4 protein-coding genes are annotated in these 3,315 nt (G+C 73.2%); 3 read left to right on the forward strand and 1 reads right to left on the reverse strand.

Going from position 1 to position 3,315, the window contains the following annotated elements; translation table 11 throughout:
* Positions 1-215 (forward strand): adenosylcobinamide-GDP ribazoletransferase (locus PSH25_RS03760; RefSeq protein WP_238657667.1); only part of this gene is annotated, 215 nt, incomplete at its 5' end.
* Between the two features lie 67 nt (positions 216-282).
* On the forward strand, positions 283-1,578 hold the full coding sequence (locus tag PSH25_RS03765) for a DUF2314 domain-containing protein (RefSeq protein ID WP_238657668.1): 1,296 nt from the start codon (positions 283-285) through the stop codon (positions 1,576-1,578).
* A gap of 123 nt (positions 1,579-1,701) precedes the next feature.
* Here the strand turns inward: PSH25_RS03765 and gcvT are convergent, their stop codons facing one another.
* Entirely contained in the window at positions 1,702-2,832 is a 1,131-nt protein-coding gene (gcvT, locus tag PSH25_RS03770; RefSeq protein WP_238657669.1) for a glycine cleavage system aminomethyltransferase GcvT, read from the reverse strand.
* A 161-nt stretch (positions 2,833-2,993) separates the two neighbouring features.
* On the opposite strand from gcvT, the gene PSH25_RS03775 reads away from it, so the two are divergent.
* The coding region (locus PSH25_RS03775; RefSeq protein WP_308193615.1) for a M17 family peptidase N-terminal domain-containing protein at positions 2,994-3,315 on the forward strand (322 nt) is incomplete at its 3' end.

The raw sequence follows: 3,315 nt of genomic DNA on the forward strand, positions 1-3,315 counted from the left end.
CCGCCGGCGCGGTCGCCGTCGTGCTGCTGGCGGTGCCCGCGGTGCCGGGCCGTCCGTGGCAGGGGCCGCTGGCCGTCGTCGCCGCGGTCGCCGTCGCGCTACCGCTGCTCAGCCACGTGGTACGCCGGCTCGGCGGGATCACCGGCGACGTCCTCGGCGCCACCGTCGAGGTGGTCACCACGCTGGTCTACCTGGGTCTGGTGCTGTCCGGCTGAACCGGGCCCGGCGGGCCGGGTAGCGTTCGGCTCGACAACACCGGCGCGGCCACCGGGGGATCCCACAATGCTCATCACGGACGACTTCCTGCCCGTACCGGTGCCGGAGTCGCTCAGCGCGACCTACCTGGTGCCGATGGCGGGGCTACCGAAGGTCAGTGCGAAGACCGCGGTGGCGGCCCTGACCGGCCGGCTGGCCGAGCCGGTGCACGGGCTGGCCCGGCAGATGCTCGACAGCCCGCTGATGAGCGTCGACACCCGGCCGATCTCCGAGTTCCCCGAGCTGCCGCCGGACCTGCTCACCGCGTTCGGCGCCACCAAGGAGCAGCTGGCCCGGCTGGCGGCGGCGACGCACCTGGTGGTCGTACAGGCCGAGTACCGGCCCGGTTGGCCGCCCGCGCACGAGTGGGCCGCCCGGGCGGTCGCGGCCGCCGTGGCAGAGTCTGTCGACAGCGACGTGGTGGACGTCTTCGGCCTCCAGTTCCTCGACCCGGCGACCGCGCTGCGCTCCCTCCCCGACGAGCAGGGCCGCGTCCGACTTGTCGACTGGGTGCTGGTGCCGTATTCGTCGGACACCGAGGGCCTGTGGTTCACCACCAAGGGGCTACGCCGCTTCGGTCTGCTGGAGTTGCAGACCCAGGGGGTGCCCGACCACCTCACCCGCGCCTGGGGTGCGGTGATGACCGGGGCGGCCCGCCGACTGCTGCGGGACTGGACCGACGGGCTCACCGGCGAGGAGGTGCCGGCGTTCGTGCAACTGCCGGTGCTCGCCACGGTCACCGGGCACGACATCGCGGTGGCGTACGGCAACCCGGAGCAGCACGGCGCCACCGCCCCGGTGCTGCTCCGCCTCGAACTGGACCCGGCGACCGACCCGGAGGCCGACTCGTTCCTCAGTCTGCGCCCGCCGGCCGGGCACCCCGGGCCGGACGGGCGCTACTACGCCGCCGCCTGCGCGACCCTGTTCTCCGGGATCCAGCCGGACGTGCGCTACGCCCGATCCGGTGACGCGATGAGCCGTGCGGTCGCCACCGCCCGAGCCGCGCTGGGTGACGCGCGGGCCCGGTTCGTCGCCGGCCAGCTCCCCGCCGAGTCGCAGCTGGTGGTGAAGTACGGCCTGCCCGGAGACGACGGCCCGGAGTACGTCTGGGCGGGCGTCACCTCGTGGGAGACCCCGGAGCGCATCGTCGGCGTGAGCGCCAGCGACGCCAACACCGACCAGAGCGTCCGCATCGGCGCCCCGGTCGTCGTGGAGACGTCCGACGTGGTCGACTGGGCCGTCCTGGACGCGACAGGCGTCATAGAAGGCGGCTGGACCCAAGCAGTCCTGGACTCAGGAGAACCCCCAACCCCCACCCGCTGACCCCTGACCTCCCGCCCTAGTTGATCAAGAGGTTTGCGTCAGAATCTCGTCCGAACATGACGCAAACCTCTTGATCACCGGGACGAGGGGCAGGGCGGGGTGGGCGAGGGGCTGGGGGTGGGGTTACTTCACTGAGGGGGTTACGAAGGGGGGTTTCGTCAGCTTCAGGGGGGCTCGGCGGCCTCGGATGTCGATCTCTACCTCGTCGCCATCCGCGAGGTTGGCGTCGGTGTTCAGCAGGGCCAGCGCGATGCCCTGTTTGCGGGTTGGCGAGAAGGTGCCGCTGGTCACGGTGCCGACCCGGGTGTCGCCCACGTGCAGGGTCATGCCGGGCCGCGGGATGGCCCGGTCGACGGCCACCAGGCCGCGCAGCGTACGCCGGGGGCCGGCGGCCTTCTCGGCAAGCAGCGCGTCGCGGCCCCAGAAGGCCGGCTTGTCCCAGCCGACGGCCCAGCCGGAGCGGGCCTGCACCGGGCTGATGTCCAGGGAGAGGTCCTGCCCGTGCAGCGGGTAGCCCATCTCGGTTCGCAGCGTGTCCCGGGCGGCCAGCCCGCAGGCACGCAGCTCGAACGCCGCGCCGGCGACGAAGAGCGCGTCCCAGACGGCGACCGCGTGCTCCGCCGGCACCACCAGTTCGTAGCCCAGCTCGCCCGTGTAGCCGGTACGGCAGACGGTCAGCTCCACTCCGGCCAGGCTGGCGGCGGAGAAGCTCATGTAGCCGTGCTCGGTGGGCAGGTCCAGGGCGGCCAGCAACTCGGCCGAGCGGGGGCCCTGCACGGCCAGCACCGCGTACGCCTCGTGCTCGTCGGTGACGGTCACCTGCGCGGGCGCGGCGGCGCGCAACCGGCGCACCACCTCGGCGGTGTTCGCCGCGTTCGGGATGAGGAAGACGTGGTCGTCGGCGTAGAGGTAGGCGATGATGTCGTCCACCACGCCGCCGGTGGCGTCATCACAGCAGAGCGTGTACTGCGCCCGGCCCGGGCCGATCCGGCCCAGGTCGTTGCTGAGGCAGGAGTTGACGAAGTCGGCCGCGCCGGGGCCGCTCACCCGGGCCTTGCCCAGGTGTGACACGTCGAAGACCCCGACCGCCGTACGCACCGCGGTGTGCTCCTTGATCACCCCGCCGCCGGCGTACTCCAGCGGCATCTCCCAGCCCCCGAAGGGGGCGAACTTGGCTCCGGCGGCGGTGTGCCGCTCGTGCAGCGGGGAACGGCGCAGCCGGGTCGCGGCGGCGTCGGAGGTCACGTCGGTCATGGGTGGCAACTTACCGGGGGCAACGTCGCTGGTTAGCATCGGCGGAGCCCGCTGGCGCTGTCGGCGGGACAGCCATGACGTCCGGCAGGTAGGTTCCGCCGGAGACCTTCACCGCTGGTACGCGACGCCGCGACCGGCCCGGCCCGCCCGGAGTAGCTTCAGTGACTTCACCCCGCACCACCAACCTGAGCCTGGTCGACACCGACCCGGCCGAGCTCGCCGTCGACGCGATCGTGATCGGCGTGCACAGCCAGACCGGAGAGCAGGGCGCCACCAGCGGCCTCGCCGGCACCCTGCTGCTCGCCAGCGGCGCGGAGAGCATCGCGGCCGCGTTCGACGGCAAGCTGACCGAGACCCTCGCGCTGCTCGGCGCGACGGGCGGGCCGGGTGAGGTCGTCAAGCTGGCCACGCTGGGCACCGTGACCGCCCCGCTGGTCACCGCGGTCGGGCTCGGCCCGGAGCCGTCGGGTGCCGCCCCGGCCC

The organism is Micromonospora foliorum, assembly GCF_022229015.1.
GTDB classification, from domain to species: Bacteria; Actinomycetota; Actinomycetes; order Mycobacteriales; family Micromonosporaceae; genus Micromonospora; species Micromonospora foliorum.

Coding starts and splice junctions, on each gene's coding strand:
- PSH25_RS03765 (WP_238657668.1), top strand. CDS start 283: ATGCTCATCACGGACGACTTCCTGCCCGTACCGGTGCCGGAGTCGCTC.
- gcvT (WP_238657669.1), bottom strand. CDS start 2,832: ATGACCGACGTGACCTCCGACGCCGCCGCGACCCGGCTGCGCCGTTCC.